Source organism: Pauljensenia sp. 27098_8_83 (genome assembly GCF_041432695.1).
Lineage (GTDB): Bacteria > Actinomycetota > Actinomycetes > Actinomycetales > Actinomycetaceae > Pauljensenia.
This window is the reverse complement of the sequence record NZ_JAPWAD010000004.1, coordinates 77,934-104,607: the sequence shown is the minus strand read 5'-3', so window position 1 is coordinate 104,607 and position 26,674 is coordinate 77,934. Positions and strand designations below refer to the sequence as shown.

Below are 26,674 nucleotides of genomic sequence, written 5' to 3'. Positions count from 1 at the left end.
ATGTGTGCGGTCTCTCATCCCCTGACCTGAGACGATGTCCGACGCGCCTTGCATAGAGGACTCTGCCACCCGTAGTATGTCAATCGATTGCTACACACCGCCCAGCGCGGCGTAACAATGGCGTTGCGCGTGGGGTTTTCAGAAAGGAATGTGATCAGCGATGGATCACGCCAAGGTGGCAGGAGAAGTCGTCGAAGCAGTCGGCGGCGCCTCCAACATCAGCGCAGCAGCACACTGCGCAACCCGTCTCCGCCTGGTGATCGCGGACGAATCCAAGATCAACCAGCAGGCCCTCGACGACAACGAAGATCTGAAGGGCACATTCGCCGCCGGCGGCATGTTCCAGATCATCGTCGGACCCGGCGATGTCGACCAGGTGTACGCCAACATGGTGGCCAACCACGGCGTGCGCGAGGTCTCCAAGGACGAGGCCAAGGAAGAGGCCGAGGCCGGCGGCAACATCTTCTCGCGCTTCATCAAGATGATCGCCGACATCTTCGTCCCGGTCCTCCCGGCCCTGATCGCCGGTGGTCTCCTCATGGCCCTCCACTCGGTCCTGACGGCCGAGGGGCTTTTTGGCGAGCGGTCCGTCATCCAGATGTACCCGGCGCTGACCGACTACGACGCGCTCATCAACCTCGTCTCCTCCGCGGCCTTCGCGTTCCTGCCCGTCCTCGTCGGCTTCTCCGCTGCGAAGCGCTTCGGCGGCAACACCTATCTGGGCGCCGCGATGGGCGCAGCCATGGTATCCCCGTCGCTGCTGTCCGCCTACTCCATGACGGACGCCGCGGCCGCCGCCAAGTTCTGGGCCTACACGGACCAGTCCTCCGTGTGGAATCTCTTCGGCCTCGAGGTCACCAAGGTCGGCTACCAGGCGATGGTCATCCCCACCCTGGTCGTTACCTGGATCATGTGTCTCATCGAAAAGAGCCTGCACAAGGTCCTTAAGGGCACCGCGGACTTCCTGCTGACCCCGCTCATCACCCTGCTGATCACCGGCTTCCTGGCCTTCGTCATCGTCGGCCCCGTGACCCGCGAGCTCTCCAACTACCTGACCTACGGCATCAACTGGGCGTACACGACGCTCGGTGTCTTCGGCGGACTCATCTTCGGTTTCTTCTACAGTGCCATCGTCGTCACCGGTCTGCACCAGTCCTTCCCCGCCATTGAAATCCCGCTGCTTCCTTCCAACGGTGGCGTCGGCGACTTCATCTTCCCGATTGCCTCCATGGCGAACGTCGCGCAGGGCGCGGCTGCCCTGGCTGTCTTCTTCAAGACCCGTGACGCCAAGCTCAAGGGTCTGGCCGGCGCCGGTGGCGTCTCCGCAGTCTTCGGAATCACCGAGCCCGCGATCTTCGGCGTCAACCTGCGCCTGCGCTGGCCCTTCTACTGCGCCATGGTCGCGTCCGCCATCGGCTCTGCGGGCGTCGCCTTGCTGAACGTGCGCGGTCAGGCCCTGGGTGCCGCCGGCTTCGTCGGCTTCGTGTCGATCATCCCCAAGTCGATCCCCGCGTACCTGGCCCTCGAGGTCCTCGTGTTCGTCCTGTCCTTCGGCATCACCTTCGCCTACGCCATGACGCGCGGCAAGGCTGATATGGAGGGCCGCGCGCCCGCCGCCAAGGCTGCCGATCCCGTGGCCGCTGCGGTTGCCACTGCTGCCCCGGCTGCTGCTCCTGCGCCCGCCCCGTCTTTCAGCGACGAGGCGCTGGCCGACCTCTCGGTCTCCTCGCCCCTTGCGGGCACCGCGATTCCGCTCGAGCAGGTCAAGGATGAGTCCTTCGCCAAGGGCATGCTTGGCCCCGGCATTGGCATCGAGCCCGCCGACGGCCTCGTCGTGGCGCCCTTCGATGGCACCGTGACCGTCGCGTTCCCGACCGGCCACGCCTACGGCCTCAAGTCCGCTTCCGGCGTCCAGGTCCTCATTCACGTTGGTATGGACACCGTCAAGCTGGACGGCAAGGGCTTCACGCCCCGCGTCGCCAAGGGCGACGTCGTGCGCCGTGGCGACGTGCTCGCCGAGGTCGACCTCGACGTGATCCGCGAGGCCGGCTACGAGACCATCACGCCCGTCGTCGTGACGAACAAGAAGAAGCTCGGTGCGATCACCCCGGTCGCGAGCGGGCAGATCCAGCGCGGCGACGCGCTGCTCGACGTGGCCCCCAAGGAGGCCTGAGCCTTCCGGGAGTCAGTCTCGACATAACGCGTGGGCGGCATCAGCAGTGCGCTGGTGCCGCCCACGCGTCTGTTGAACCGGCGGAGTCGTATGCGCGTTTCGTTGTGGTGACACTCGTTGTCGGGAGCTCGTGTTCTCGGGCGCGGGTGTCGACCGTACAGTCTGTGGCTGCTGCGAGGCCTGTCGACGGTGAACAAAGGTGTTGGCGGTTTCAAAGTCGCCCCGTCATCGCGTCCGGTCAAGTCCTCTGCGCGAATAAGTTCGCCCTGCTCGGCCTGATGTGGGTGTGAGCGCGAAAAAATTCGCCCTGCAGGCGCGAAAGAGGCGAATAACGCCGTTTTTAGGTGTGCTGGACGAACTTTTTCGCGGTTCTGTTGTGGTGTGGGGTGTGCTGGGCGAACTTTTTCGCGGAACCGCTGTAGAACGGGGGCGCTGGGAGAGTTTTGTACCGGGTTTGGCACTGGGCGCGGTACAAAGTTCTCCCTGCTGGGGGTCGTGGTGCTGGGTGCGGTAGAAAGTTCTCCCTGCTCGTGCAAAACTGGCTGAAATGGGCCTTTTTGGGCGTGTTGGGAGAGTTTTGTACCGGTTGGGCTGCTGGCGGGGGCGTGTTGGGGGAGTTTTGTACCGGGTGTGTTGATGTGCGCTCGCGGGTAGGCGATCTGCCCGCAGCAAAGGGCTGAACCTGTGGACGGGGGCCTGCTCGCACATCAGGGCCGAACATGCGGATAGGTTATGACGATGCGGATAGCTTATTAACCTATCCGCATGTCAATAACCTATCCATATGCGGATAACCTATCCATATGCGGACAACCTATCCGCGTGCGTAGCTGCGGGCGCTCGCGGGGGTTAAGAAAATGACGCGGGACAGCGACAATCGTGGCTGGTGGGAGCCTCGCGCCGCGTGACGCACTCAGACGTTGATCGAGCGCCCCGGAATCAGCGTCCCCGGGAACTCGACCGTCTGGGCGTGGGGTGCCCCGGCCTCGTCGGATGAGGGACGCGGCGCCTTGCCCTCGATCTGATCGAGGAGGATCGACACCGCCTCCTGTGCGATCGCGGCGATGGGTTGGCGGATTGTTGCAAGGTGGGGCAGAGCGCGGCGCATCGTCTCCGTGCCATCGAAGCCGATGACGGATAGATCCGTGGGGACAGACAGCTCGCGCGTGCGCGCCCACTCGAGGACCTCGGCGGCTGCCAGGTCGTCGGTCGCGAAAACGCCGTCGATGGGGGAGGAGGCGCGGGCCTCATCCAGGGCATCGCGCACCATCGCGAAACGTTGCGGCGTCGGCGTATCGAAGGGCACGGTGACCACGCGCGGGGTCAGTCCGGCGCGTGTCACCTCGGCGCGGTAGCCTGCCTCGCGCAGGTTGCGCGGACCCGAACGTGAGGTGAGCAGCAGGGGATGGCGGCATCCGCCCTCGATGAGCGCGCGCGTTGCCATGGCTCCCGCCTCCTCGTTCGCGCAGCGCACGTTCGGGATGGACGGGCTCAGCTCGCGGTCAATCGTCACCAGCGGCATACGGATCGTGTCGTATTCGCCCAGGCCTTCGTTGTGGGCGCCTGAGATGATTCCGTCGACGCGGTTGCCCACGAGGAGCGACAGGTATTCGCGCTCGCGGTCCGCCCGACCCATGGAATTGCAGATAAGGATGCGATATCCGGCGTCGGCGAGGGCGTTTTCGACCTCGACGGCCAGCTCGCCAAAGAAGGGGAGAGACACGGCCGGAACGATGAGGCCGACCGTCTGCGTGCGCTTGCCGTGCAGGGCGCGCGCCAGGGAATTAGGGCGATATCCGAGCGTTTTGATCGCGTCGGCGACGTTCTGCTTCGTCTTTTCCGAGAGGTATCCGCGGTTGTTGAGGACGCGCGACACGGTCGTCAGGCTCACTCCGGCCAGCTCGGCGACGTCGGCCAGCGTGGGTTCGCGCGAACTCATGCGGGGTTTCCTTTCCTTCCCTCGGTATTTCTCCATTGTAGTTGGTGACCTGGGAGGGAGCCGTGCGTCACGTCGGCGAGGCCGGGGCTGAGGGGCGCGAAAGGGTGTTGTTACGCGGGGGCGCGCGAGGCGTTCATTCCGTGGTTTATCGGCATTTATGAGGGTGATGTATCCCATGTCACGGTCCGTGATATCGGGTTTTGCGCGGGTATGCCAGCCCGATACCATGGGCACTACGGGCACCTGTGTCTCACGATGGACATACCCGCACTTGAAAGGAACAACCATGATTTCCCGCACCGTTGCAATTGGTTCCTCCGTTGGCCTCCACGCGCGTCCTGCGAACATTCTTGCCGAGGCCGTTGACGACTCCGGCGTCGACGTGACCATCTCTCTGGGTGGAGAGGAAGCTGACGCTGCGTCGCTCCTCGAAATCATGACCCTGGGCGCCAAGCACGGCGACGTCGTCACCCTGTCCACCGAGGACGATTCCGCGGGTGCGGTGCTCGACTCGCTCGTCGAGCTGCTCTCGCGCGACCTCGACCAGGAGTGAACTGATGGCGACGCACGACGTCCTGCACGGCATCGGCGTCTCCGCCGGTACCGCAGCAGCCCCCGCGGCGATCGTCCAGCCCGCCCCCGGTGTTGACACGACGGAGCCGGGCAGCGTTGACGCTGCCGCCGACGGCGCGCGTGTCCGCGAGGCGCTCGCTGCGGTTTCCACCCGCCTGAAAGAGCGCGCCGCGAATGCGCCGGAGGAGACGAAGGCGATCCTGAAGGCCACCGCCCAGCTCGCGGGTGACCGCGGCCTGGCCAAGGCCGTTGACAAGAAGCTGAAGAAGGGCCTGGGTATCACCCAGGCCCTCCATGACGCGGTTGAGGACTACGCGCAGATGCTGCGCGGCCTGGGCGGCTACATGGCCGAGCGCGCGACCGACCTGTACGACGTGCGCGATCGCGCGATCTGCGAGCTGCGTGGCCTGCCCGAGCCCGGCGTCCCGGCTTTCGATGGCCCCGTCGTCCTCGTGGCCCACGATCTGGCTCCCGCCGAGACCGCGACGCTGGACCCCGACACTGTTCTCGGCATCATCACCGAGGTCGGCGGCCCCACGTCGCACACGGCGATCCTGGCTGCCCAGCTGGGTATTCCCGCGATCGTCAAGGCCGCGGGCATCATGGCTGTCGAGGAAGGCACGATGCTGGCCCTCGATGGTGGCGTCGGCGAGGTGATCGTCGCCCCCACCGATAACGAGGTGGACCTGCTCAAGGAACGCTCGCGTCGCCGCGCGCTCGCCCTGGCGGGCTCGACCGGCAAGGGCGCGACCTACGACGGCTACCCCGTCAAGCTCCTGGCCAACATCGGCACGGTCGATGACGCGATGAAGGCCTCGAAGTTTGACCTCGAGGGTTCGGGCCTGTTCCGCACGGAGTTCCTGTTCCTGGAACGTTCGGAGGCCCCGACGCTGGAGGAACAGACCGACACCTACACGAAGGTCTTGCAGGCCTTCGGGTCGCGTCGCGTGGTCGTGCGTACCCTCGACGCGGGCGCGGACAAGCCGCTGAGCTTCGCTGATCTGGGTGCCGAGGAGAACCCGGCCCTGGGTGTGCGCGGCCTGCGCTTGTGCCAGGTGCGCGAGGACCTCATCGATACGCAGCTGCAGGCGCTGGCCGCCGCTCACAAGGCGACGGGTGCTGAGCTGTGGGTCATGGCCCCCATGGTCTCGACCGCTGACGAGGCCAAGTGGTTCGCCGACAAGGCGCGCGGCTACGGCCTGCCCAAGGTCGGCATCATGATCGAGGTGCCCGCGGCCGCCCTGCGTGCCGAGCAGCTCCTGTCGATCGTGGATTTCGCGTCCATCGGCACGAACGACCTGACGCAGTACACGATGGCTGCCGACCGTCTGGACGGCAACCTGGCGACTCTCTTGGATCCGTGGCAGCCCGCGGTCCTCGAGATGATCCGCACCGCCTGCAACGGTGGTCGCGCGACGGGCAAGCCGATCGGCGTGTGTGGCGAGGCCGGCGGCGACCCGCTGCTGGCCCTGGTCCTCACGGGCCTGGGTGTTGCCTCCCTGTCGATGGCGCCCTCGAAGGTCAACGCCGTGCGCGCTGCCCTGCGTATGCACGACCTGGCGACCTGCCAGCAGATGGCGGCCTACGCGGTGGATGCGCCCAACGCGAAGGAAGGCCGTGACAACGTCCTGAAGCTGGTGGCTCCGGCGATGCTGGATCTGCTCTGATTCGACGCTTCTGACGCATAGCGGGGTGGGCCCGGGAACCAAGCGGTTCCCGGGCCCACCCCGTTTGTGCGTATTGCGACGCCGCGTCAATCCCTGCGGATCGCGTCCGCCGGATTCGATGTCGCCGACGGGGCTCCCTTCTGAGAATTCTTCTTGGAGCGTCCAGAGAAGAGCGCGGTGAGAATCAAGATGACACCCAGCGCTGCGATCGAGCTGATCCCGAGGATCGGCAGGTTGAAGTTCGTCACGTAGGCCTCGGCGATGAGGAAAACCCCCACCATGCACACAAGGAGCGCCCACACGAAGGAACCGACCCGCACGCCCCTGCTCGGTGCTTCGGGCAGCGTGCGCACATCGACGGGGCCTGCCGGCGCGCTCCACGTGGCGTGAACGCCCGGGGTCGGGCCCGGCGCCGCGCCGGTCGCACCCAGAGGCTCCTGACGACGATGGGGTGCCCCGGCCTCGTGCCCTGCGGGAATGGACTCACCCGTGGAGGCCGGGTCGAAGGCGGTGCGCCCGCCCGCCCCTACGGAGCCGGCAGGAGAGCCTGCCTGCGCATGCGGCCCCTGCGTGCCCGATGCGCCCGCCGGGCTCGCAGTCCCAGCGTCTGAGCGAAAGGGATCGGTGGGCATCTGGGCAGTCGGTGCTTCGCGGAAGACTGCCAGCGGATCCGAGGACAGATCCGGCGAAGAGGTCGGAAGCTCCGTGGTCTCGTCCGATCCAGCGCCGACGATCGGCGCGGGGGTCGTCGGCAGCGGTGTCGTTGTGTCGAATTCGGGCAGTTCAGCGGTGAGGTCGTCGCTCGAGGTGGTCATGGTCGTGTTCCTTCCTCAGTTACCCGACTGAGAGCCGGTGGGGGTGGGTGATGGGGTAGCGCTCGGGGCCGTAGAGGGCGTGGCGGACGGCGTGGCGCTCGGAGTCTGGGTCGGCGTGGAACCCCAGGTGCCCGAGGCGTCAGGGGACTGCACGATCGTCAGCGTGTCGATGTCCGCGTCGTCGGTAATGAGGATCGTGATGCCGCCGAGGGAGGGCTTTCCCCAGGAGGGGGAGGTGGCGGTCGCCCCCGCGCAGTTGTTCAGCGCGGACGCCCAGCCGTCGCCGTCCATGTTGGTGGACAGGTCGTCGATGCTGGACTGACAGATGATCTGCACGGGCTGGCCCTCGGCCATCTGAATGGTCAGCCTGCTCCAGGCCTGCCAGTCGACGATGATTGTCTTCGTGGTGCCGACGGGGGCTCCACTCAGGTCGAGTAGCGTCGTGCCGGCCGGATTGCCTCCGCTGACCTTGTCGACCGTCCAGTCGAGCGTCGTCTGAGTGCCGACGATTCCTGGGCGAACGTTGATGTGGAAATCGGTCGGGCGGGCGGCCTGGGTGCCGATGGCCGCGGTGGGAAACGCCATGATGATGCCGATGACCGACAGGGCGGTGAGCCATCCCGCGCTGCGGTCGCGCAGGGCAGCAACCGCCAGGGAGAGCCCGACGACAAGCAGGCACACGCCGCCACCAATGGTGATGATGCGGGCGATCGTCTGATCGGCCGTTTCGCCGGTAATGAAGGGGATCGACAGGCCCTTATCCGCCCAGTACAGTCCGGCGAAAACAGCAGCCGTAATGAGCACCAGCAGGCCCGTGATTGCCAGGTTCACGCGACCGGAAACGGTGCGGGGGCGATGCGTCGGCGTGGGCGGAACGTTCCATCGACGAGGCGTGGGCGCGCTCGCGGGAGGCGTCCAGCCGGGGTGGGGCGCGGAGGTGGTAGCGGCGGCCGGACGCGGTCCGGCTTGCGGGCTGGCGGCGGTGGGGGTGGACTGGAAGTCGCTCGGAACGCCGTACGCGGGGAAACCTGCGGGTCCCTGCTCGGGCTTTAGGCCGGGATCCGGTGCCCCCGTGCCGTCAGCGGCCGGGGAAGCCGCCGCAAAAGGGGCGGAGGCGCCCGTCGCGTTCGGGGTGGGAGCAGCCGACGGGGCGTTGTTTCGTGGAGCCTCGTAGTGGGCCGCCCCGTAGGAGGGGCGCTGCTGGCCCGCGTTCCGGTTGCGAGAGAGCGACAGGCCCACGATGGCGGCTGCGATGCCCGAGAAGGAGAGGGCCACGATGATGAGCGTGAACCAGCCGATCCCCATGATGCCGAAGATGCCGACATCGGAGAACATCGAGGACAGGGCGGCGAGAATCATCAGGGCGCCGCCGATGACGGCGATGTCGAAGCGCCCCTCGATAGCCTCCTCGACGTGAATACGGCCGTCCTCAGCCTCGGGCAGGAGCAGCCAGGCCAGCCCGTAGGCGAGGACAACGAGCGGCATGAAGAACGCAGTGACCACCACGAGGACGCGCACGAGCGACAGGTCCCACCCCTGGTGGGCGGAGATTCCCGAGCAGACGCCTCCGAGAACGCGGGGCTTCGCGCGGTACCACCCGGAGCCTCGGATGGACTCGAAGAAACCGCTGCGGGGCGGGCGCTGCTGGTACTGAGCGCTCGGATCTGTTGTGCCGTTCGACCAACTCATCATGCACTTCCTCTCGATGGGATCCACGTGGCATGGATCGATACCACTACTCAACCAAAGAATGGGGGCACCGCGACAGTAGGGGACCCCCTGAATGACCCCTGATTATGCTGGGGGTATCCCGGGGACTGCCCCGAGCCATGCCACAATGGAAACGTGAGCAGACCCGTGAACTCCCCCCGTCCGGGGTGGACTCCGCCGATTCCGGTGCCTCCCAGCGGGCCCCCGCTCGTGCGCGCGACCGCCTCGAGCCCGGACATGCCGCCCCCCTGGCTGGGTGGCGTGTGCTCGGGTCTGGCCGTGCACCTGCGGTTGCCGGTCGCGCTCGTGCGTGTCTTGTTCGTCTGCCTGGCCGCGTTCGGCGTCGGCATCGGCGTCTACCTGTGGCTGTGGGTGACGGTCCCCGAGGATTCCCCGGAGCGAAGCGGGGAGGGCGCGCTCAGCCCCGGCCTCGTCCGACTGCGTGAGGAACGCGCCGCCCAGGTGTCGCGCAATCGCTTGATCGTCGTCGGCGTGGCCCTGATCGTGGCCGCGATCGTCGGCACGATCCTGAACGCGACGGGCACTCTGGACTGGCGCGACATGGGAGCTATCGTCTCGATTATTTCGGGCATTGCGCTCGTGTGGAGCCAGAGCCGCAACGTGAGTTCCTGGCGGTCATTGCGCTTCGTCGGCGCTGTCTTCGGCGGCATAGTGCTGCTGAGCCTCGGCGTGGTGATGGTCGCCTCGCGCGATAACCCGCCCGTCATCCTGCTGCGCGGCGGTCTCATTGGGGCGGCCCTGGTGGCGGGTATCCTCTTCGCTTTCATGCCCCTGTGGCTGCGCACCACGAAGGATCTCTCACAGGCTCAGGCGCAGCGCGTGCGAGAAGCCGAGCGCGCCGACATTGCCGCTCACCTGCACGACTCGGTGCTCCAGGCCCTCACTCTGATCCGCGCCTCCGCCGAGGACCCGGCCCGCGTCCGCGCCATCGCGCTCACTGAGGAACGCGAACTGCGCGCGTGGCTCTACACGGGACACGCCCAGGCCGCCGATTCCCTCGAAGCAGCCGTCACCGAGGCCGTCGTCGGCGTCGAGAGCCGCTACGGCGTGCCGATCAGCGTCGTCGTCGTCGGCGACATGCGCCCGGGTCCCGGTGAGCTTGCCCTCGTCGCGGCTCTGGCCGAGGCCTGCCAAAACGCCGTGCGTCACGGCGCCCCGCCTGTCTCCGTCTACGTCGAAGTGCGCCCTCGAGCCATCGAGGCCTTCGTCAAGGACAACGGCGAAGGATTCGACCCCGCCACCATCGCCGCCGACCGTCACGGCGTGCGCGACTCTATCGTCGGGCGTATGCGCCGAGCAGGGGGAAGCGCCACGATCAGGCGTCTCGCCCGCGGAACCGAAATTGCTCTGAGCATGCCGCGCTCCGATATCCTGGAAGAAACAGCGCCCACCGGGAGGACACAGTGACCATCCGCATCCTCGTTATCGACGACCACCCCATGGTGCGCGCAGGAGTGCGCGCCGAGCTTGAAAATTCCGGGGCTGACCTGGAGGTCGTCGGGGACGCCTCCGACGTCGAAGGCGCCATCGCGGCCTGCCGCGCGCTCACCCCGGACGTCGCCCTCCTCGACGTGCACCTGCCCGGTGGCAATGGCGGAGGCGGCGCCGAAGTCGCCAGCTCCTGCCGTGACATTGAGGGCCTGCACTTCCTCGCGCTGTCCGTCTCCGACGCCGCCGAGGATGTTGTCCAGGTCATCCGTGCGGGTGCCCGAGGGTACGTCACCAAGTCGATCTCCACCCCGGACCTCGTCGAGGCCATCGGACGCGTCGCCGCGGGGGACGCCGCCTTCAGCCCGCGCCTGGCCGGCTTCGTCCTGGATGCCTTCGGGACCGGTGAGGTTTCCACGACCGACAGCGAGCTGGACCTGCTGTCGGCGCGCGAACAGGAAGTCATGCGCCTCATCGCCCGCGGCTACACCTACAAGGAAGTCGCCCACGACCTCTTCATTTCCATTAAGACTGTGGAAACCCACGTGAGCGCGGTCCTGCGCAAGCTCCAGCTCTCCAACCGCAACGAGCTGACGCGTTGGGCGATGCAGCGACACATCGTGTGAGGTCGGACCCCTTTCGTGCGTGCCATCCGTAAAGTGGCACGCCGCCGCCCTTACAATGGAACCCCGAGGGCGCGACTGCGCCTGCCCGCCCCGCACGGACGGCCTCTTCTATTTCCGCGACCTCGGAGGATGCATGCACCGCATCGGTTTTGACAGTGATCAGTACGTCGAGATGCAGTCTCGACACATCGCCCAGCGACGCAGCGAATTCGGAGGCAAGCTCTACCTCGAGTTTGGCGGCAAGCTGATCGACGACATGCACGCCTCGCGCGTTCTGCCCGGTTTTACCCCCGACAACAAGGTGCGCATGCTGCGCGAACTGGCCGACGAGGTCGAGATCATCGTCGCTGTCAACGCCAAGGACTTCGCGCGCCGCAAGGTGCGCGCCGACATGGGCACCACATACGACGACGAGGTCCTGCGTCAGATCGACGAGTTCCGTGAGCGCGGCCTGTACGTCGGGTCCGTCGTCATCACGCAGTGGACGGATGACAACAAGGCGGCCGCCGAGGTCAAGGAACGCTTCGAGAAGCTCGGCATCCGCGTCTACCGGCACTTCCCGATCCCCGGCTACCCCTCGGACGTCGAGCGCATCGTCTCCGATGAGGGCTACGGCGCGAACGAGTACGTGGAAACCACCCGCGACCTGATCGTCGTGACCGCCCCCGGCCCGGGCTCCGGCAAGATGGCGACCTGCCTGTCACAGCTCTACCATGACCACAAGCGCGGGATCGAGTCTGGGTATGCGAAGTGGGAGACCTTCCCGATCTGGAATATCGCGCTGGATCACCCGGTGAACATTGCCTACGAGGCGGCTACGGCCGACCTCGACGACGTCAACATGATCGATCCCTTCCACCTGGAGGCGTACGGGATCAAGACGGTCAACTACAACCGCGACGTGGAAATCTTCCCCGTCCTGAACCGCCTGTTCGAGAAGATCCTCGGCTCCTCCCCCTACAAGAGCCCCACGGACATGGGCGTCAACATGGCGGGCCACTGCATCGTGGACGACGAGGCCTGCGCGGAGGCCTCGCGTCAGGAGATCATCCGCCGCTACTACAAGGCGCTCGTCACCGAGAAGAAGGAGATGAGCGAGCCCGTGCAGTCGGCGCGCATCTCCCTGCTGATGAGCCGCGTGGGTGTGGGGCGCATGGACCGCCCGGTTGTGCGTCCCGCCCTTGAGCTGGCCGAGGCCACGGGCGAGCCGGCCGCAGCGATCGAGCTGCCCGACGGCCAGATCGTCACGGGCAAGACGTCGGCGCTGCTGGGCTGCTCCTCGGCGATGCTGCTCAACGCCCTCAAGAAGCTCGCGGGGCTGCCCGACGAGGTCCAGCTGCTGGCTCCCCAGTCCATCGAGCCGATCCAGCGCCTCAAGACCCACGACCTGGGCTCGCGCAACCCGCGCCTGCACACCGACGAGGTCCTCATCGCGCTCGCGGTGAGCGCCAACGGCGACGACAATGCGCGCCGCGCCCTGGATAAGCTCAGCTCGCTGCGCGACTGCGACGTGCACGAGTCGGTGATCCTGGGTCCCGTCGACGAGGGCATCTTCCGCTCGCTCGGCATTCAGGTGACGACCGAGCCGGTGTACGCGACGAAGTCGCTGTACCGCAAGAAGTAATCGCTTCGACGAGGCCGGGGCTTGTCTGTCGCTTACGAGCGCGGGGAGGCCCCGGCCTCGTCGTGTGCCGCCTTTCGTGGTTGGCGCCACCCGGGGCGGGGGTCGCAGGTGAGGGTGGGTCGGTTTACCCTTGGAGGCGATGAGTGACGCGACTTCTTTGCCTGACCTTGGTTTCCTGATCGGCCCCGACGGGGGTTTTCAGGACGACTACGTGCCGCCGGAGGTGCCCGCCTTTGATGTGGAGGACGCCTTGGGTTCTGACGCGTGGCCGGAGATCGCCGTGCCGGGCGGGGCGTCGGGTGCACCGTCGGCGTGGGAGCCTCCCGCGTCCTCGGGTGGTTTTTCGTCCGGCTGGGAGCGCTCCTCGCGTCCGAGCGTGGACCCGGAGTCGCTGACGCGCGGCCTCAACGATCGCCAGCGCGAGGCCGTCACCCACGCGGGCTCGCCGCTGCTGATCCTGGCGGGTGCTGGCTCCGGTAAGACCCGCGTGCTGACGCACCGCATCGCCTACCTGCTGGCCACGGGCCGCGCGCGGGCGGGGGAGATCCTGGCGATTACCTTCACGAACAAGGCGGCCGCCGAGATGCGCGAGCGTGCGGGCGCCCTCGTCGGGGACGACGCGCGCCGCATGTGGGTGTCGACCTTCCACTCGGCGTGCGTGCGCCTGCTGCGCTACGAGCACGAGGCGGCGGGCCTGTCCTCGTCTTTTACGATCTATGACGCCCAGGATTCCCAGCGCCTCATCCAGATGGTCCTCAAAGCCCAGGACGTGGACATTAAGCGCTTCACCCCGAAGATGGTGGCGGCGCGCATTTCGGACGCGAAGAACGAGCTGATCGGCCCGGTGCGCTACGCGGAAACGGCGGGCAAGGACCCGGTCTCGCGCATCGTTGCCGACGCCTATGTTGAGTACGACAAGCGCATGCGCGCCTCGAACGCGCTGGACTTCGACGACCTCATCATGCGCACGGTCGAGTTGTTGCGCGACAACCCGCTGATCGCCGAGCACTACCACCGGCGCTTCCGCCACATCCTGGTGGACGAGTACCAGGACACGAACCACGCGCAGTACGTCCTCGTGCGCGCCCTCGTGGGGGATGGATCCGACGGGGTGACCCCCGCGGAGCTGACGGTCGTGGGCGACTCGGATCAGTCGATTTACGCCTTCCGAGGCGCCACGATCCGCAACATCGAGGAGTTCGAGCGCGACTTTACGGGCGCTCGCACGATCCTGCTCGAGCAGAACTACCGCTCCACACAGAACATCCTGTCTGCCGCGAACGCGGTCATCGCCCGCAACACGGGGCGCCGCGCGAAAAACCTGTGGACGGCCTCGGGCGACGGCGCGCTCATCACCCTGGACGCCGCCGATTCCGAGCACGACGAGGCCCGCTTCGTCGTCGGCGAGATCGACCGCCTCGCGGACTCCGGCGTCGAATGGGGTGACATCGCGGTCTTCTACCGCACGAACGCGCAGTCCCGCGCACTCGAGGAACTCCTCGTGCGCCAGGGCATCCCGTACCGCGTCGTCGGCGGCACCCGCTTCTACGAGCGCCGCGAAATCAAGGACGCGCTGGCGTACCTGCAGGTCATCTCCAACCCTGACGACACGGTCGCGGCCCGCCGCGTCCTCAACGTCCCCAAGCGCGGCATCGGCGCGAAGGCCGAAGAGGCCATCGCCGCGCACGCCGCCCACTACGGAATCTCCTTCGGCGCGGCGCTGCGCCACCTGTGGCTGCGCGCTGGCTGCCCGGCCGGTGAGGGGGAGGGAATCGACGTCGACGCGCTCGCCGCTCCCGTTTCCGCGGACGAGGCCTCGGCTGATTCTTCGGCTCCCCTTTCCTCGGGTGGGGCGGCGGAGGAGGCTCCGGTTGCGGGCGGGACTGCTGGTGAGAGCAGTTCTGCGGCTGAGAGCGTGGCTGCCCCGGCCTCGTCATCCTCCTCTGAGAGCGCGCCCGAGGTCCTGGGGATCACCCCGCGTGCCGCGAAGTCGGCGGCGGCCTTCTGGGGACTCATCGAAACGCTGCGCGCCGCGGAGGCGCGCGGCGCCTCCCAGGCCGACATCCTCGAAGAGGTCCTGGACCGCACCGGCTACCTGGCGGAGCTGCGCCGCAGCGAGGACCCCCAGGACGCCTCGCGCGTGGAAAACCTGGCGGAACTGCACTCGGTCGCGGGAGCCTTCGCGGCGGACGCTCCGGGTGGAACCCTCGCGGACTTCCTCGAGCGCGTCGCCCTCGTGGCCGACTCGGACCAGGTGCCCGCAGAGGGCGAGCGCGGCGGGCAGGTTACCCTCATGACCGTGCACACCGCGAAGGGCCTCGAATTCCCCGTCGTGTTCGTCACCGGCATGGAGGACGGCACCTTCCCGCACCAGCGCAGCCTCGGCGACGAGAGCGAGCTGGAAGAGGAACGCCGCCTGGCGTACGTGGCGATCACGCGTGCGCGCGAACGCCTCTACCTGACGCGCGCGGCCGTGCGCAGCGCCTGGGGGACGCCGCAGGAGATGCCGCCCTCACGGTTCCTCGACGACATCCCCGCCGAGCTACTCGACGTACGCCGCGCGGCCACGTCGGGGGAGCGCATGCGAGCCTCCTACGGCGGATCCTACGGGTCCGGATCGTATAGTTCCGGTTCCTACGGCTCGGGTTCCTACGGGCGTTCGCGCAGCCGCGAGGGGCGCGACCCGTGGGGTGACACCGATACGGGTGCCTTCGGCTCCGGCCGTGGCGGTGCCTCCGCCCAGCCCGCGGGTGTTCGCAAGGTGACGCGCATGGGCGTTGCACCCGCCGCGAAGCCCGCCGACGACAAGCCTGTCCTGGCCCTCAAGGTCGGTGACCGCATCAAGCACGCCACCCTGGGCACCGGCACCGTCACCGGCATCGAAGGTGAGGGGCCGCGCACCGTGGCTCGCATCCGTTTCGGCCTGGGCGAGAAGCGCCTCCTTGTGCGCATGGCGCCGATGGAAAAGATTTCGTAGCGTTTCGCTGCCGGTTTTCCGGGCACCGCGTGGCCTGTCTCGTCGGCCGGGCTGCTTGGTGCGCCCGTGGGCGTGGTGTTGCTCCGTGGCCTCGCATGTTTTTCGGGCCCTGTTGAGCCTTGATAGGGGGCCGGGCTGCTTGGTGTGCCCTGCTGGGCCGGGCTGCTTGATGCACCCGTGGGCGGCGGCCCGCCCGCGAGCCGTCCGCTCCGCGAGCTTCGCTCGGCGCGTCGACTCGTTGTCCGGCCAGGCCCTGCCACCGCCCACGGGCACCGCAGCCAGGCCCTCCGGACCCTCCGGCGCCCTCCATGCCTGTGGGCTGGTCGTGGCATGGTGCTGAGTCCTGACTGCATTTCTGAATTTCGCATGCAATTCCCCTGAGCGTATTTCAAGTATTGAAATCTAATCGTTGATATTTTGCGGTTTTTGAGCGTGCATCGATTCGTGTCGTGGGGGAATTGCATGCGAAATTTGCTTGGGCCGGGTGTTGCTGTTGTTTGTGGATACTGTGTCCGGGTCCCGTTATCCATTGGCACTGCAGCCAGGCCCCGCCACCGCCCTGTCAATTTCGCATGCAATTCCCCTCCGGCATCGCGCTAGTTCGTATCGGTCTGCGACGCTGTGTCACTTGTGTTTTTGAATTGCATGCGAAATTTGTCTGGACCATGCCCTGTCGGTGTCCACCACACCGGTGGGACCTGTGTAGCTTATGGCTGTCCCTCTACTCGTCAGCACTGTGATCGACTCGCCCCGCCGCTCAGTAATTTCGCACGTAATTCCCCTGCGGTTACTTCAAATATTGAATTTGTGCCGTTGGAATTGCAACGTTTTTAGGCGGTCTCAAAAAATGACCGTCGGAAATTACGTGCGAAATTTGTCTGGACCAGGCGCTGCCGCCGCCCACCGCCATCGAAGCCGGGCCCCGACGTCGCCCTGTCAATTTCGCATGCAATTCCCCTCCGGCATCGCGCTAGTTCGTATCGGTCTGCGACGTTGTGTCACTTGTGTTTTTGAATTGCATGCGAAATTTGTCTGGACCAGGCCCTGCCGCCGCCCTCCACACAGGTGGGGCTTGGTGTGCTGTTGGCGAGCCCCAACTCTGCCGTTCGGTACAAAATTCTCCCTGCGCAGCTTCTTGGTGGTGACAACGGTACAAAACTCTCCCTGCATGTAGAAAAAGCGCCAAATCGAGCCATTTCGGGTGAGCTGGGAGAGTTTTGTACCGCACATGCGGTGGGAAGGGGTGTGCTGGGAGAGTTTTGTACCGGAAGTGGGGCCGTGCGGCTCGTGCTGGGAGAGTTTTGTACCGCACATGCGGTGGGAAGGGGTGTGCTGGGAGAGTTTTGTACCGCACATGCGGTGCGAGGGGGTGTGCTGGGAGAGTTTTGTACCGAAGCGGCGCGGCGTGGTTCTTGTTGGGCGAGATTTGTTTCGCCGTGGCACCTTCCGTGTGTGCAGTTGCCGGGCTTCCGCCACCCACCGGCGCCCCAGCCTGACCCTCGGCCCCTGCAGCGCGCTCGACACTGGTGGCGGTGGGGGTTTTGCGCCATGCGAAGCCCTCTGGCGGCGTGTCGCCAGCGTGTCGCACCCTTGCATGGCGCAATTCCCCCCGTTTGGTAGCGGCGCGGCCGTGGTTTGCAGTGGTGTGGCGCTCAAATCGCAGACCACCTCGGTGAAAAACACTGAAAACGGGCTGCTAGTGGCGAAGTGGTCTGCGTTGTGGGCACAACGGTGTCTGGCATGGTGTGCGTGCTCGCACGTGAACCCGCTATTGCGAGTGTTAACCCGCTCTATCGCACGCAAACCCGCTATTGAGAGCGTGAGCGGGGCTGCCCAGGCTCGTATTAGCGGGTTAACGTGCGCATGAGAGGGACCCGGCTCGTATTAGCGGGTTAACGTGCAAATTGGTAGGACCCGCATAAGGCCGAGTCGCGTCGTGAGAGCTGGCCTCGTCGCCGTGGGAGTGAGCATGTGAGGCAGTGGGGCAGTGGGAACGCCCTGCCTGCCCCAACGAGGTCGAGAACCTGCCCCAACGAGGTCGACAACCCGACCCCACGACGCCCGGAACCCACCCGGAACCCACCCGGAACCCACCCGGAACACACCCCGGACCACACCCCGGACCACACCCGGGCAACCCACCTCGCAACGCAAAGCAACGTCAAAGGAACAGTGCGCTCGGGTCAAGGAGTTGACAAGCCTTCATAATGTCAGGAAATGGCACGTTTGTGCCGGTTGCACGGTAGAATTATTGCGCTGACCACACCACGTTCAACGGAGGGAATAAGGTGGATCTCTACGAGTACCAGGCCCGGCAGATGTTCAAGGAGCACGGCGTGCCCGTGCTCGACTACCGCCTGGCGTCGACCCCCGAAGAGGCGCGCGAGGGCGCGCGCGAGCTGCTCGCGGAGGGTGCGTCGCTGCTGGTTGTCAAGGCTCAGGTGAAGACCGGTGGCCGCGGCAAGGCTGGCGGCGTCAAGCTCGCCCACACCGCCGACGAGGCCTACGAGAAGGCTGAGGCGATCCTCGGCCTCGACATTAAGGGCCATATCGTCAAGAAGGTCATGATCGCTGTCGGCGCGGACATCGCCGCCGAATACTATTTCTCGATCCTGCTGGACCGCTCGAACCGCCGCCACCTGGCGATGTGCTCGCGCGAGGGCGGCATGGATATTGAGACCCTCGCCAAGGAACGCCCTGAGGCGCTCGCCCGCGTCCCGCTGGATCCGGTTGTCGGCATCGACGCCGAGGTTGCCCGACGCATCGCGAAGGAAGCCGGTTTTGACGAGGCCACGGCCGAGGCCATCGCCCCCGTCCTCGAAACCCTGTGGACCGTCTACCGCGACGAGGACGCGACCCTGGTCGAAGTCAACCCGCTGGTTTCCAGCCCCGACGGCTCCGTGTGGGCGGTTGACGGCAAGGTGACTCTCGACGACAACGCGCGCTTCCGTCACCCGGGCCACGCTGAGCTCGTGGACGTAGCCGCGCAGGATCCGCGCGAGGCCGCAGCGAAGGCTGCTGGTCTCAACTACGTGCGTCTGGAGGGCCAGGTCGGCATCATCGGTAACGGCGCGGGCCTCGTCATGTCGACGCTCGACGTGGTCGCGATGGCCGGTGAGGAGTTCGGCGGCATGAAGCCCGCGAACTTCCTCGACATCGGCGGCGGCGCGTCGGCCGAGGTCATGGCCAAGGGCCTGGATATCATCCTCGGCGACGAGCAGGTTCGTTCCGTGTTCGTCAACGTCTTCGGTGGCATCACTGCGTGCGATCAGGTCGCCCGAGGCATCATCGGCGCGCTCGAGACGCTGGGCGATGCGGCCTCGAAGCCGCTCGTCGTGCGTCTCGACGGCAACAAGGTCGAGGAGGGTCGTGCGATTCTTGCCGAGGCCGCGCACCCGCTCGTCCACATGGAAGAGACGATGGACGGCGCGGCCCGGCGTGCGGCCGAGCTCGCAGCCCAGGCCTCGTCGAAGTAACGACCCGAGAATTCCAGGAGAATCATCATGACTATCTTCGTCAACTCTGACACCCGGGTCATTGTCCAGGGCATGACCGGCGCCGAGGGCCGCAAGCACACTCAGCGCATGCTCAGCTCGGGCACGACCATCGTGGGCGGCACGAATCCGCGCAAGGCCGGCACGACCGTCACCTTCGATGTGCAGGGCTACGGCCCGGGCGCCGACAAGGTCACGGACGGCCAGGTTGAGGTCCCCGTCTTCGGCACGGTCGCCGAGGCCCGCGAGGTCACCGGCGCGAACGCCTCCGTCATCTTCGTGCCCCCGGCATTCGCGAAGGGCGCGGCCCTCGAGGCCATCGAGGCGGGCATCGAGACGATCGTCCTCATCACCGAGGGTATCCCCGTCCAGGATTCGACCATCGTCGTTGAGCGTGCGCTCGAGGCGGGCGTGCGCCTGATCGGCCCGAATTGCCCTGGCATCATCTCGCCCGGACAGGCGAACCTGGGCATCACCCCAGCGGATATCACAGGACCGGGCCGCCTCGGCCTCGTCTCCAAGTCGGGCACGCTGACCTACCAGCTCATGTACGAGCTGCGTGACTTCGGTTTCACGACGTGCCTGGGCATCGGTGGTGACCCGGTCGTGGGCACCACCCACATCGATGCGCTGGCGGCTTTTGAGGCGGATCCCGATACGGATCTCGTCATCATGATCGGTGAGATCGGCGGCGACGCCGAGGAGCGTGCGGCCGCGTGGATCCAGGAGAACATGACGAAGCCCGTTGTCGCCTACATCGCGGGATTCACCGCGCCTGAGGGTAAGACGATGGGTCACGCGGGCGCGATCGTGTCGGGCTCGTCCGGCACGGCTGCCGCGAAGGCGGAGGCGCTCGAGGCCGTGGGCGTGCGCGTGGGTCGCACTCCTTCGCAGACGGCGCAGATCGCTCGAGAGATCCTCTCGCGCTAACGTCACAGCACGAATCGGCCCGGGGTCGGCGCGCAGCGTCGCGGCCCCGGGCCGATTCTGACACTATGGGCCTGTGAGCGAGCGCATCAGAGAAGTACCCAGCCCCCGGCGGACTACGACCACGTACGTGGCGGATCGGGCGACGATCCGTGTTGCTGTCCCGCAGGGGTGGGCGCGCGGAGTGATCGCGGGTGTTGAGGCAGCCTTCGCGGGCTGGGCGCTCATCACGGTGTGCGCGATGATCGCCTACCTGACGCTGCGCTCGAATACGTGGATGAATGATACGACGCCGCGCGACGCGCTCGGATTGGGCGGCGACCTGTGGGCGGCTGTCATTGGCGGTACGTCGGTGGTTGGGGGAGTGTATTACCGTGCGATCCCGACGCTGGTGGGCGCGCTCTTGATCGTCCTCGTGCGCCTCCTGCTGCGCAATACGGCTGGTTTCCCGCGCAGTGCGGCGCTGTTTGCTGTGCCCGGTTTTCTTTTGACGTCCTGGCTGCTCGCGGGCACGTCGGGCACTCATGCGCACTGGTGGACGGGCACGATCGGCGGCGTGCTGATCCCGTTGATTGGCTCGGTCTGGTTTGTTGCGTCGAGGTATGCGCGCGATCACGAGGCTCCGACGATGCAGCACTGGATTTCGGGCGGCCTGAAGTTGGGGGGCCTGTCGGTTCTGGTACTCGTGGGCGCGTCGTTCGTTGCGTCGATCGTTGCGCTTGTGGCTGGGTGGAGTCGGATGGCTGGGATCCAGGAGATTCTGGGGGCGGCCTCGGGCGCGGATACGGCGTTTATTGTCGGCGCCCAGCTGGCGTTTGCGCCGACGGTCATGGCGTGGGCGGCTTCGTGGTGGTCGGGTGCGGGTTTCCTGACGGCGACGGATTCGCTGCATTCTCCCGCGGTGGCGGGCACTGGTCCGATCCCGCCCATTCCGCTCCTGGGTGCTGTTCCGGAGACGGCTCCCGGCATGTGGGTGGTTCTCGCGCCGATCGCGCTGGGGGTCGGCCTGGGCGTCGTCGCGGCGCGTTCGTTCCGTCGTGAGCACCTGCTGCACCAGAGCGCGCAGGGTGTTCTGGCCTCGTTGATCGTCGCGGCCGTGACGGCTCTGTGGATGTGGAGCGCGACGATGAGCATGGGCTCCGTGCGCCTGGCGTCGATGGGGCCGCGCGTCGGGTGGGCGACTTTGGCGCTCGTGCTTGAGATCGCCCTGCCCGCGCTGATCATCGCCCTGGCGACCCACCCGACGACGCGCGCGCTCCTCGGCGAGGGCGCGGGCCGCGTGCGCAACGAGGGCGAGGCCTTGCGTCGCCGCGCCGCCGAGCGTGCCTCCCGTGTGGGCACAGCCGCCTCGACGACTGACGAGGCCTGGGCTGAGGCCTCCGACTCCGCTGAGGACAGCGCCGGGGCCGAAGGCACGGACGAGGCCGGGGCTGAGAATCTCGAAGCGGTGGCCGAAGGGGGAGAAGCGGACGAGATGCCCGAGGAGGCAGACGAAACGGCCGCGGACGAGCCCGTGGACGATGAGTCCGCGCAGGTTGAAGGTGACGCGGATGACCCCGAGACGAGGGCGACGCGGCGCGAGGGCCTGAACTAGACTGGGAGGTGCCGCGACTGGCGAGGGTGGATGACCACCGGGGAGCGGCCGCATTTCCCGCGAGGCGTCGCCCGCCTGGGCGCCTGGGTTTGGTCTCAACCTGGAGGAACTATGTCCGTCTCACTGGACAACCTGGAACCCATTGACGTGCGCCCGATTAAGCGGGCCCTGATTTCTGTGTATGACAAGACGGGCCTGGAGGACCTTGCGCGTGCGCTGGGCGAGGCTGGAGTGGAGATCGTCTCCACGGGCTCCACGGCCGCTCGCATTGCGGCGGCTGGCGTGGCCGTCACCCCGGTCGACGACGTGACCGGTTTTCCCGAGGTGCTCGAGGGCCGGGTCAAGACCCTGCACCCCTTCATTCATTCCGGCATCCTGGCCGACCAGCGTAAGGCCGCGCATCGCGAGCAGATTGCGCAGCTGGGGATCAAGGCGTTTGACCTGGTCGTGTGCAACCTGTACCCCTTCCAGGACACGGTCGCATCGGGCGCGTCCTTCGATGAGTGCGTCGAGCAGATCGATATTGGCGGCCCGTCCATGGTGCGCGCTGCCGCGAAGAATCATCCGTCGGTCGCGGTCGTGACCTCGCCGGAGCGTTACGCGGATGTCGCCGAGGCTGCGGCGGGGGAGGGCTTCACCCTTGAGCAGCGCCGCGAGCTGGCCGCCGAGGCCTTCGCGCACACGGCGACCTACGACCTGGCGATCGCCGGTTGGTTTGCCGACGAGCTGGATCTTGAGGACGTGCGTGAGACCCTCGACGAGGCTGCCGAAACCCACCTGGACGCCTCCGACGCGGCGTTCTTGGAGTCGCTGGGCTACCAGACCGAGGAAGACTACGTGGTGGAGGTCCCCGAGGGGGAGGGACAGGCCTCGGGTATGCCCGTCTTCGTGGCCGACGCGTTTGAGCGCGTGGAGTCCCTGCGTTACGGCGAGAACCCGCATCAGGGCGCGGCCGTCTACCGTGAGATCGACGAGTCCTTCGAGGATGAGGAGGCCGACGACGAGGCCTTGGTGCCGGGTATCGCGAACGCGCGCCAGCTGCATGGCAAGGCCATGAGCTACAACAACTACACGGATGGCGACGCTGCTCTGCGCGCCGCCTACGATCATGAGCGTCCCTGCGTGGCGATCATCAAGCACGCGAACCCCTGTGGCATCGCGGTGGCTGATGATGTGGCCGAGGCGCACCGCCTGGCGCACGCCTGCGACCCGGTGTCGGCGTTCGGCGGTGTGATCGCCGTGAATCGCCCGGTGAGCGTGGAGCTTGCTCGCCAGATCGTCCCGATCTTCACCGAGGTCGTGCTGGCCCCCGATTACGAGGAAGGCGCGCTCGAGGTGCTCAGTGCCAAGAAGAACCTGCGCGTCCTGCAGGTGGAGCCCCCGGCTCGCGGCTCGTACGAGTTCAAGCAGATCAGCGGCGGACTGCTGGTCCAGGAGCGCGACGACATCGACGCGCCCGGCGATTCCCCGGAGAACTGGACGCTCGCGGCTGGCGCTCCCGCCGACGAGGCGACGCTGGCGGACCTGGAGTTCGCGTGGCGCACGGTGCGTGCGGTTCGTTCGAACGCGATTCTGCTGGTCAAGGATGGCGCCTCTGTGGGCGTGGGCATGGGCCAGGTGAACCGCGTGGACTCGTGCAAGCTGGCGGTTGAGCGCGCGAACACGCTCGGTTCGCGTTCGACGGGTGACGCGGCGGCATCCAACGTGGACAGTGCGGGCGGCGCTCGCGCGTCCGAGGTTGTGGCCGAGGCTCCCGAGCAGCGTTCCATCGGCGCGGTTGCCGCGTCCGATGCGTTCTTCCCCTTCGCGGACGGACTGCAGGTGCTGATCGATGCGGGCGTGAAGGCCGTTGTCCAGCCCGGTGGTTCCGTGCGTGACCAGGAGTCGATTGACGCGGCGAATGCCGCGGGCATCACGATGTACCTGACGGGGACGCGCCACTTCGCGCACTGATCATTCCCGTTCATGGGCTCCAGGGGGCGAGCGCCGGTGTGGCGCTCGCCCCCTGTGATGTGCTCGGGTGTGCTTGACAGGGAGTGGCACACAGCATATCGTTCAAGTATTGAATTAAAGGCCGTTGGCCCAGTTGAAAGGTGTCGTATGACCGCCCTGACCGCTTCCCCCGTCGCCGCGCGCGAGAACCGCGTCCTCGCCGACCGCCTCGGCGGCACGATCGTTCGCGAGATTGCCCTGATCGCCGCGGGTACGATCGCCATGATCGTGCTGGCCCGTATCTCGGTCCCGCTGCCCTTCACGCCTGTGCCCGTCTCGCTCGGCACGCTTGGTGCTCTCTCGGTCGGTGCGACCCTCGGTGCGCGCCGAGGCCTCGTCTCCGTCGCCGCGTACGCCCTCCTCGGCGTTGCGGGCGCCCCGGTCTTCACTGGCACGAACGTCGGCTGGGCCTTCGCGTCCTTCGGCTACATCCTCGGTTACCTCCTCGTCGCCGCGATCGCGGGCCTGGCCGCCCAGCGCGGCGCCGACCGCCGCGTCCTCACCATGGCGCCGACCGCCGTCGTGTCCCTGTTCTCTGTGTACATCCTGGGCCTGGCCTGGATGATCCCCTTCGCGCACATGACGATCGAGCAGGGTCTGATGAAGGGCTTCGTGCCCTTCATCATCGGCGACCTGCTGAAGGCCGCCGTGGCCACCGGCGCCTTTCCGGTGCTGCGCTCCATCTTCCGCTGAGCCGAGCGCTCCAGCGCAACGAGAGTCGGCCTCGTCCCTCTGTGGGGGCGGGGCCGTCGTCGTATCCGGGCTGCGCCGTGGTGACATGCGTAATGGAGCGCGACGGGGCGGGGTGAGCGCGGGTAGCATGGGGAGGGTGAACGCTTCTGACATGCATCCCGTCCTCGTCGTCGACTTCGGCGCACAGTATGCCCAGCTGATCGCGCGCCGCGTGCGTGAGGCCAACGTCTACTCCGAGATCGTCCCTCACACCATGAGCGTGGCGGACATGCTCGCCAAGGAGCCCGCCGCCATCATCCTGTCCGGCGGCCCGTCCTCCGTGTACGAGGAGGGTGCGCCCTCCGTCGATCCCGCGATTTTCGAGGCCGGTGTGCCCGTCCTGGGCATCTGCTACGGCTTCCAGACGATGGCCCACGCCCTCGGTGGCACCGTGGGTCGCACGGGCACCCGCGAGTACGGGCACACCGAGGCCACCGTTGCCGGTGACTCCTGCCTGTTCGGCGGCACTCCTGACGACCAGATCGTGTGGATGAGCCACGGCGACGCCGTCCAGGGCGCGCCCGAGGGCTTCACCGTCACCGCGTCGACCACCGAGACCCCCGTCGCAGCCTTCGAGTCGCGTGAGCGTCGCCTCTACGGCCTGCAGTGGCACCCCGAGGTGGGCCACTCCCAGTTCGGTCAGAACGCGCTGAGGAACTTCCTGTACGAGGGTGCGGGGATCAAGCCCACGTGGACCGCTGGCTCGATCGTGGATGAGCAGGTCGAGAAGATCCGCGAGCAGGTCGGCGACGCGCAGGTCATCTGCGCCCTGTCCGGCGGCGTGGATTCCTCCGTGGCCGCGGCGCTCGTGCACAAGGCTGTCGGCGATCAGCTGACCTGCTTCTTCATCGATCACGGCCTGCTGCGCGCGGGCGAGCGTGAGCAGGTGGAGAACGACTACGCGCGCGGCATGGGTATCCGCGTCATCACGTGCGACGAGTCCGAGCGCTTCCTGTCCGCCCTGGCCGGCGTCACCGAGCCCGAGGCGAAGCGTAAGATCATCGGCCGCGAGTTCATCCGCTCCTTCGAGGCCGCTCAGAAGCAGGTCATCGAAGAGGTTGGCGCCGCTGGCGGCGAGGTGAAGTTCCTCGTCCAGGGCACCCTGTACCCCGACGTCGTCGAGTCTGGCGGCGGTGAGGGCGCGGCCAACATTAAGAGCCATCACAACGTGGGCGGCCTGCCCGAGGACATGACCTTCGAGCTGGTCGAGCCCCTGCGTACCCTCTTCAAGGACGAGGTGCGCGCGGTCGGCCGCGAGCTGGGCCTGCCCGACTACCTGGTGAACCGTCAGCCCTTCCCGGGCCCCGGCCTCGGCATCCGCATCATCGGCGAGGTCACGCGCGAGCGCCTGGACATCCTGCGCGCCGCCGACCTGATCGCCCGCGAGGAGCTCACTGCGGCCGGCCTGGATCAGGAGATCTGGCAGTGCCCGGTCGTCCTGCTCGCCGACGTCCGTTCCGTGGGTGTCCAGGGTGACGGCCGCACCTACGGCCACCCGATCGTGCTGCGCCCCGTGTCCTCCGAGGATGCGATGACGGCCGACTGGACGCGCCTGCCCTACGACGTCCTGGCCCGCATCTCCACGCGCATCACCAACTCGGTGCCCGAGGTCAACCGCGTCGTCCTCGACGTGACCTCCAAGCCCCCGGCCACCATCGAGTGGGAGTAGGAAGATAGGGCTTTGACCTGCGCTTTTAAGTGCTGCAACGTGCCGCTGAGTTTCGTTTCGTATGCGACTCACGGCAAAGCCACCTGATCGGCCAGGGAGGGGTTTTCTCAGCGTCTTGCGCGGGTGCCCGCGCAAAGCCCACAAGCCCCGCACCGCGCCGCACCTACAGCACCTGGTGCGGGCTAGCGCTCCTGGGCAGGTGTGGGCCATTGATTTCCAGTTCGACTCGGACTGGAAGGGGCGTGTCTTGAAGGTCTGTCACGTCATTGATGAGTTCACGCGCCAGCACCTGGCTTTGCACGTTGAGCGGCGCATGGGAGCCGTCGACGTGATCGAAATGCTTGACCTGGCTGCCTTGGCACATGGTGCACCCCAGGTGCTGCGTGCCGATAACGGGCCTGAATTCATCGCCGCAGCCGTGGGACGCTGGGCCAGCGAGCACGACACGTTCCAAGCATTCATACCCCCGGGCCAGCCGTGGCTGGGCGGATTCGTGGAGTCCTTGCACAACCGCATGCGCGACGAACTCCTCGAGGACAACATGTTCAATGGGCCCGATCATGCGCGCGCCCTGATCGGCGCCTGGTCCCAGCGCTACAATGAAGAGCACCCCCACAGCGCGCTAGGCTGGTTCTCACCCAACCAGTACGCACGCCAATGGGCACAACACCACCAATAACAACAAACAACCCTCACAACACCCGGTCCACAAA

The 26,674-nt window shown here is 66.8% G+C and carries 17 protein-coding genes and 1 riboswitch; of the genes, 14 read left to right on the top strand and 3 right to left on the bottom strand.

Features of this window, described 5'->3' with window-relative positions; all coding sequences use genetic code 11:
• The first annotated feature begins 160 nt into the window (after positions 1-160).
• Positions 161-2,173 carry a sucrose-specific PTS transporter subunit IIBC gene (locus O3656_RS03045; protein WP_500062578.1) on the top strand — a complete coding sequence of 671 codons (2,013 nt, stop codon included), beginning with the start codon at positions 161-163 and terminating at the stop codon, positions 2,171-2,173.
• A gap of 913 nt (positions 2,174-3,086) precedes the next feature.
• Here the strand turns inward: O3656_RS03045 and O3656_RS03040 are convergent.
• Positions 3,087-4,112: a LacI family DNA-binding transcriptional regulator gene (locus tag O3656_RS03040; protein WP_500062577.1), complete on the bottom strand. Its 1,026-nt coding sequence runs from the start codon at positions 4,110-4,112 to the stop codon at positions 3,087-3,089.
• A gap of 286 nt (positions 4,113-4,398) precedes the next feature.
• Between O3656_RS03040 and O3656_RS03035 the strand changes: the two genes are divergently transcribed.
• The gene (locus tag O3656_RS03035; protein WP_500062576.1) at positions 4,399-4,665 is read left to right on the top strand and encodes an HPr family phosphocarrier protein; all 267 of its coding nucleotides are present in this window, start codon (positions 4,399-4,401) and stop codon (positions 4,663-4,665) included.
• A gap of 4 nt (positions 4,666-4,669) precedes the next feature.
• On the top strand, positions 4,670-6,352 hold the full coding sequence (gene ptsP, locus O3656_RS03030) for a phosphoenolpyruvate--protein phosphotransferase (RefSeq protein ID WP_500062575.1): 1,683 nt from the start codon (positions 4,670-4,672) through the stop codon (positions 6,350-6,352).
• A gap of 86 nt (positions 6,353-6,438) precedes the next feature.
• Here the strand turns inward: ptsP and O3656_RS03025 are convergent, their stop codons facing one another.
• Both O3656_RS03025 and O3656_RS03020 read right to left on the bottom strand, forming a co-directional pair.
• Complete coding sequence (locus tag O3656_RS03025) at positions 6,439-7,167, bottom strand: hypothetical protein (RefSeq protein WP_500062574.1); 729 nt, start codon at positions 7,165-7,167, stop codon at positions 6,439-6,441.
• 15 nt (positions 7,168-7,182) lie between these two features.
• On the bottom strand, positions 7,183-8,856 hold the full coding sequence (locus O3656_RS03020) for a PspC domain-containing protein (protein WP_500062573.1): 1,674 nt from the start codon (positions 8,854-8,856) through the stop codon (positions 7,183-7,185).
• Between the two features lie 258 nt (positions 8,857-9,114).
• On the opposite strand from O3656_RS03020, the gene O3656_RS03015 reads away from it, so the two are divergent.
• The 11 genes from O3656_RS03015 (at position 9,115) to O3656_RS02965 (ending at position 26,640) form a co-directional block, all read left to right on the top strand.
• Positions 9,115-10,305, top strand: a complete 1,191-nt coding sequence (locus tag O3656_RS03015; RefSeq protein ID WP_500062593.1) for an ATP-binding protein — start codon at positions 9,115-9,117, stop codon at positions 10,303-10,305.
• Positions 10,302-10,952: a LuxR C-terminal-related transcriptional regulator gene (locus O3656_RS03010; RefSeq protein WP_500062572.1), complete on the top strand. Its 651-nt coding sequence runs from the start codon at positions 10,302-10,304 to the stop codon at positions 10,950-10,952. The genes O3656_RS03015 and O3656_RS03010 overlap by 4 nt, the downstream gene beginning before the upstream one ends.
• Positions 10,953-11,085: 133 nt before the next feature.
• On the top strand, positions 11,086-12,576 hold the full coding sequence (locus O3656_RS03005) for a DUF1846 domain-containing protein (RefSeq protein ID WP_500062571.1): 1,491 nt from the start codon (positions 11,086-11,088) through the stop codon (positions 12,574-12,576).
• Positions 12,577-12,715: 139 nt separating this feature from the next.
• A complete protein-coding gene (locus O3656_RS03000) occupies positions 12,716-15,553 on the top strand; it encodes a UvrD-helicase domain-containing protein (protein ID WP_500062570.1) in 2,838 nt (945 codons plus the stop codon).
• A gap of 2,288 nt (positions 15,554-17,841) precedes the next feature.
• Positions 17,842-19,029, top strand: a complete 1,188-nt coding sequence (sucC, locus tag O3656_RS02995; protein WP_500062569.1) for an ADP-forming succinate--CoA ligase subunit beta — start codon at positions 17,842-17,844, stop codon at positions 19,027-19,029.
• Positions 19,030-19,056: 27 nt separating this feature from the next.
• Positions 19,057-19,977, top strand: a complete 921-nt coding sequence (gene sucD, locus O3656_RS02990) for a succinate--CoA ligase subunit alpha (RefSeq protein ID WP_500062568.1) — start codon at positions 19,057-19,059, stop codon at positions 19,975-19,977.
• Positions 19,978-20,050: 73 nt separating this feature from the next.
• Positions 20,051-21,568, top strand: coding sequence for a cell division protein PerM (locus O3656_RS02985; RefSeq protein ID WP_500062567.1), 1,518 nt, complete (start codon positions 20,051-20,053; stop codon positions 21,566-21,568).
• A gap of 3 nt (positions 21,569-21,571) precedes the next feature.
• Positions 21,572-21,656: riboswitch (ZMP/ZTP riboswitch) on the top strand.
• Between the two features lie 23 nt (positions 21,657-21,679).
• The gene (gene purH, locus O3656_RS02980) at positions 21,680-23,521 is read left to right on the top strand and encodes a bifunctional phosphoribosylaminoimidazolecarboxamide formyltransferase/IMP cyclohydrolase (RefSeq protein ID WP_500062566.1); all 1,842 of its coding nucleotides are present in this window, start codon (positions 21,680-21,682) and stop codon (positions 23,519-23,521) included.
• 147 nt (positions 23,522-23,668) lie between these two features.
• The gene (locus tag O3656_RS02975; protein ID WP_500062565.1) at positions 23,669-24,253 is read left to right on the top strand and encodes a biotin transporter BioY; all 585 of its coding nucleotides are present in this window, start codon (positions 23,669-23,671) and stop codon (positions 24,251-24,253) included.
• Between the two features lie 151 nt (positions 24,254-24,404).
• Entirely contained in the window at positions 24,405-25,961 is a 1,557-nt protein-coding gene (guaA, locus tag O3656_RS02970) for a glutamine-hydrolyzing GMP synthase (RefSeq protein WP_500062592.1), read from the top strand.
• Positions 25,962-26,022: 61 nt separating this feature from the next.
• Positions 26,023-26,640, top strand: a complete 618-nt coding sequence (locus tag O3656_RS02965; protein ID WP_129582490.1) for an integrase core domain-containing protein — start codon at positions 26,023-26,025, stop codon at positions 26,638-26,640.
• Positions 26,641-26,674 lie beyond the last annotated feature (34 nt).

What these genes read in the sequence shown, in the direction of transcription:
- O3656_RS03045 (WP_500062578.1), top strand. Translation starts at nt 161, where the DNA reads ATGGATCACGCCAAGGTGGCAGGAGAAGTCGTCGAAGCAGTCGGCGGC.
- O3656_RS03040 (WP_500062577.1), bottom strand. Translation starts at nt 4,112, where the DNA reads ATGAGTTCGCGCGAACCCACGCTGGCCGACGTCGCCGAGCTGGCCGGA.
- O3656_RS03035 (WP_500062576.1), top strand. Translation starts at nt 4,399, where the DNA reads ATGATTTCCCGCACCGTTGCAATTGGTTCCTCCGTTGGCCTCCACGCG.
- ptsP (WP_500062575.1), top strand. Translation starts at nt 4,670, where the DNA reads ATGGCGACGCACGACGTCCTGCACGGCATCGGCGTCTCCGCCGGTACC.
- O3656_RS03025 (WP_500062574.1), bottom strand. Translation starts at nt 7,167, where the DNA reads ATGACCACCTCGAGCGACGACCTCACCGCTGAACTGCCCGAATTCGAC.
- O3656_RS03020 (WP_500062573.1), bottom strand. Translation starts at nt 8,856, where the DNA reads ATGAGTTGGTCGAACGGCACAACAGATCCGAGCGCTCAGTACCAGCAG.
- O3656_RS03015 (WP_500062593.1), top strand. Translation starts at nt 9,115, where the DNA reads ATGCCGCCCCCCTGGCTGGGTGGCGTGTGCTCGGGTCTGGCCGTGCAC.
- O3656_RS03005 (WP_500062571.1), top strand. Translation starts at nt 11,086, where the DNA reads ATGCACCGCATCGGTTTTGACAGTGATCAGTACGTCGAGATGCAGTCT.
- O3656_RS03000 (WP_500062570.1), top strand. Translation starts at nt 12,716, where the DNA reads ATGAGTGACGCGACTTCTTTGCCTGACCTTGGTTTCCTGATCGGCCCC.
- sucD (WP_500062568.1), top strand. Translation starts at nt 19,057, where the DNA reads ATGACTATCTTCGTCAACTCTGACACCCGGGTCATTGTCCAGGGCATG.
- purH (WP_500062566.1), top strand. Translation starts at nt 21,680, where the DNA reads ATGTCCGTCTCACTGGACAACCTGGAACCCATTGACGTGCGCCCGATT.
- O3656_RS02975 (WP_500062565.1), top strand. Translation starts at nt 23,669, where the DNA reads ATGACCGCCCTGACCGCTTCCCCCGTCGCCGCGCGCGAGAACCGCGTC.
- guaA (WP_500062592.1), top strand. Translation starts at nt 24,405, where the DNA reads ATGCATCCCGTCCTCGTCGTCGACTTCGGCGCACAGTATGCCCAGCTG.
- O3656_RS02965 (WP_129582490.1), top strand. Translation starts at nt 26,023, where the DNA reads ATGCGACTCACGGCAAAGCCACCTGATCGGCCAGGGAGGGGTTTTCTC.